This is a genomic window from Tabrizicola sp., assembly GCF_036781545.1.
Lineage (GTDB): Bacteria > Pseudomonadota > Alphaproteobacteria > Rhodobacterales > Rhodobacteraceae > Tabrizicola.
On record NZ_DAIQAT010000240.1, the window covers coordinates 1 to 3,784 of the forward strand.

3 protein-coding genes are annotated in these 3,784 nt (G+C 65.6%); 1 reads left to right on the plus strand and 2 read right to left on the minus strand.

Features of this window, described 5'->3' with window-relative positions:
- Both V7Q39_RS19965 and V7Q39_RS19970 read right to left on the minus strand, forming a co-directional pair.
- Positions 1 to 368, minus strand: a 368-nt coding sequence (locus tag V7Q39_RS19965) for an ABC transporter substrate-binding protein (protein WP_333818365.1), incomplete at its 3' end; no start/stop codon positions are given.
- Positions 368 to 1,405 carry a hemin-degrading factor gene (locus tag V7Q39_RS19970; RefSeq protein WP_333818366.1) on the minus strand — a complete coding sequence of 346 codons (1,038 nt, stop codon included), beginning with the start codon at positions 1,403 to 1,405 and terminating at the stop codon, positions 368 to 370. The genes V7Q39_RS19970 and V7Q39_RS19965, both read right to left, overlap by 1 nt.
- A gap of 221 nt (positions 1,406 to 1,626) precedes the next feature.
- On the opposite strand from V7Q39_RS19970, the gene V7Q39_RS19975 reads away from it, so the two are divergent.
- Positions 1,627 to 3,771 carry a TonB-dependent receptor domain-containing protein gene (locus V7Q39_RS19975; protein WP_333818367.1) on the plus strand — a complete coding sequence of 715 codons (2,145 nt, stop codon included), beginning with the start codon at positions 1,627 to 1,629 and terminating at the stop codon, positions 3,769 to 3,771.
- Positions 3,772 to 3,784: the final 13 nt, after the last annotated feature.

Below are 3,784 nucleotides of genomic sequence, written 5' to 3' on the forward strand. Positions count from 1 at the left end.
GCGACGGCCTCGATCTTGGCGGCGATGCCGGCGGGATCGGTCGCCTCGGGGACGAGGATGAAGGGGATGCCGGCTGCCTTCAGCACGTCCACCGCCTCGGGCGGTCCGGCATCGCCTTCGGCGACGATCAGGCCGGGGTCGAGCGCGAGGACGTTCTCGGGCGACAAGGCGCGGATATAGCCGACGTCGGGCAGGGCCTCGATGCTCTCGGGGAAGTTCGAGGTGGTGTCGCGGGCGATGATCCGGTCCTGGGCACCAAGCGCCACGGCGATCTCGGTGACAGACCCGCCGAGGGTGATGACCTTGGTCGCGTCCTGCGCGGCGGCGGTAGAGGCGAGGCAGAGGGTGGTGGCGAGGATGCGGATCATTATGCCAGCACCTCTTCCAGCCGGGGCAGCCCGCGAACCAGCGCGTTCCAGGGTTCGGCCGGGGTGTCCTTGCGGTAGCCGAAGATCTGCAGGATCAACTCGCCATCCGCCGCGAACCCCTCGACGCTGAGCACGTCGCCGGTGCGGGTGGGCTTCCAGACGGCGTAGACCTCGGCAAGGTGGTCGGCACGCAGGTGCAGGTTGAAGCGGGGGTCCATGACATTGATCCAGGGGCCCATGGGGACGATCTTCTCGATGGGCCCGCCGTGGATCTGGATGCAACCGAGGTTGCCGACGAAGATCATCACCGGGATCTGCGCCTCGGCGGCGCGGGTGAGGGTGTGGGTCACGGCCTCGGGCTGGAGCCTTTCGGCATAGGGCGCACCTGCGACGCGGTAGGCGCCGAGCCGGTTCATGCCCTGGTCCTTGGTCATGCCGATGAACTGGTGGGTATCGGTCATCCGGTCCCAGGCGGTGCGGAGCGCGGGGGCAGCGGCGCTGTCGCCCCTGGCAGCCTCGACCGGGCGGCGGGGGGACAGGTCCAGTGCCGGGGATTGCCCGGGCAGGCGCATGTTGGCGATCAGGTCGGGCCAGAGCGCGTGGTTCGACTGCGGCTTCAGGTGGATCTTGTGGACGGCATCGCCCGCCGCATCGAAGACCTGGATGCTGCGCTTCGGGCCGTCTTCGCCTTGCTCTTCAAGCGCGAAAGCATGGACCCAGTGCTTGCCGAAGATGCGCAGGTCGATCTCGGGGCCGAGGATCATCGAGGCGAAGGCGCCGGTGCGGTAGTCGAGGTAGCTGCCCACCCGTTCATGCACGCAGGATTCGTTGCGGGTCAGCGCCATGACCTCGCCCAGGCGGACGGCCCAGGGCATCAGCCGGTCGGGATCGGCCACGATGGCGGTGGCGGACTGACCCACGAAGGCGGCGACGAGGTCGGCCTCGGTGATGCCGTGCTGGGCGGCGAAATCGCGGGCGCGGGCTTTGGGGTTTTCGGCGCGCAGTGCGCGAATCTGATCGGGGCCGGGCTTGGCCATAGGCATCCATCCTGTCGGTTCGGGAACGCGCTTCTCTGGCGGAAAGCTGGGGGCGCGGGGATCTCTCCGGCGCACGAAATCGCGCGGCGGATACTTGACAAAAACACTTTGCGATCTTTAGAAGCCAACTCCTGACAGATCAAGTCAGAATCTTCTGCCGCCAGCCCGCCGACCAGGCAATGGCCAGCCCTTCAGCAGACAAAGAAATCCGAAGGGACACCATGTCGATCCGCTGCTTGCCCGGCCCCCGCGCCTGCCTTCTTTCCACCGCAACCGTCCTTGCCCTGTGCGCCGCCCCGGCTGTCGCACAGGAGGCGAAGGAGACCGTCTTCCAGATGCTGGGCCGGATCATCTTCGGCACCGGGACGGCCAAGGTTGCGATCGACACGCCGCAGGCGGTGACGGCGCTGGAGCAGGAGGACCTGGACCGCAAGCAGGCAGGCAACATCGGCGAGATGCTGAAAGGCGTGCCGGGGGTGCAGGCGGCGGGCGCCTCGGCCCGGCCGATGGGGATGGCCTTCAACATCCGCGGGATCGGCAACACCGAGCAGACCGCGTCCGAGGAACGGATCAAGGTGGTCGTGGACGGCGCGCCGAAGTTCTTCGAGCAGTACCGGATGGGCAGTTTCTTCGGCGATCTGGAGCTGTTCAAGCGGGTGGAAATCCTGCGCGGCCCAGCGTCCTCGACGTTGTATGGTTCGGGCACCATCGGCGGCGCGGTCGTCTTCACCACCAAGGATGCCGCCGACTATCTGGCCGAGGGCGAGACCAGCGCGGTGCGCCTCAAACTGGGGTATGAATCGAACGGCGACGTGGTGAAGCCCGGCGTGATCTATGCCCACCGCGCGGGCAACGCCGATTTCCTGCTGGCGCTGAACAAGAGCCATGGCGGCCAAAAGAAGGACGGCGCGGGCAACGTGATCGCCGGGACCGAGCATGACTCGATTTCCGGTCTGGCCAAGGGCACGCTGACCTTCGGCAATGACGGCGACCAGAGTCTGACCTTCGCGGTGTCGCGCACGGACACCGACCTTGATCAGGCTGCGGTGGCGCAGTCTGGCGGGGCCGCGAACATCCCCGTGTTCGGCTTTGCCGACATCCATGCCATCGACGACACGGCGACGCTGACCTGGCGGAACAAGTTCTCTGCCAACGACCTGCTCGACCTGACGGTGCAGCTGTCCTACACCGACACCAATGTCGAGAAGAGCAACTTCTCGAACGGCGCCTTCTGTTCGGTCGGCACCTTCCAGGTTCTTTGCCCCGGCGAATTCGGCTACACCACCACCACCCTGAAGATCGAAAACACCGCCGATCTTTCGACCGGCGACTGGCAGAATTTCCTGACCTTCGGCGTGCAACTGTCGGAGCAGAAGCGCAGCGCGACTTCCTCGCTTGGCGCGCTGGCCTTCCACCCGGAAGGCACCGACAAAAAGCTTGGTGTCTATGCCCAAGGCGAATTCGTCTGGAACGACCGGCTGACGCTGATCCCCGGCCTGCGGGTGGACTTCGGCGACCGCACCCCCTCGGCGGCGACCCTTGCTGCGGGCGGGGCTGCGGCTTCGGACGAGGCGATCTCGCCCAAGCTGTCGGCGCTGTACAAGCTGAACGACAACTGGGGCGTCTTCGGCACCATCGCCCGCACCGAGCGGATGCCGACGCTGGACGAGCTGTATTCGAATGACGGGGGACGCCAGCCCAGCCTTAATCTGGAGAAGGAATCGGCGGATTCCATCGAGCTTGGTTTCACCTATCAGCGCGAGGGTCTGTTCGCGGCGGATGACACGCTGCAACTGAAGGCCACCGCCTTCCACAGCGACATCACCAACATGATCGCCAGCAACCCGGCAACCGGCGCCGTGCCGCGCTTTCTGAACCTGCGCAGCGCTGAAATCTGGGGTGGCGAACTGGAGGCCACCTACGATGCCGAGCGGTGGTTCGCGAGCCTGGGCTACAGCAAAGTCAAATCCGCCTATCGCGACATGCCGGAACCTGCGGCGAACAACAAGACAATGACCGATACGCCGGCGGAGAACGTGGCGCTGACGGTTGGCGCGAAGTTCCCCGAGCGTGGTCTCGTCATCGGCTGGACGGCCTACTATTACGATGCGATCACGACCTACTCTGCAGCAACCACAGGGGGCGGGCCGACGGCTGTTCTGGCCGGGACGCCCTCCCGCACCCCCCATTACGACACGCATGACCTCTTCGTGACCTGGAAGCCCGAGGATGGGGCGCTGGCGGGGATGGATGTCACGCTGACCGTTGAGAACGTCTTCGACGCCGACTACAAGAACAACCTGTCGCTCGACCGGGCGCAGGGAATGAATGCGAAACTGACGATTGGCAAGAACTTCACATGGTGAGATACGCCGTCAC

What these genes read in the sequence shown, in the direction of transcription:
- V7Q39_RS19970 (WP_333818366.1), bottom strand. Translation starts at nt 1,405, where the DNA reads ATGGCCAAGCCCGGCCCCGATCAGATTCGCGCACTGCGCGCCGAAAAC.
- V7Q39_RS19975 (WP_333818367.1), top strand. Translation starts at nt 1,627, where the DNA reads ATGTCGATCCGCTGCTTGCCCGGCCCCCGCGCCTGCCTTCTTTCCACC.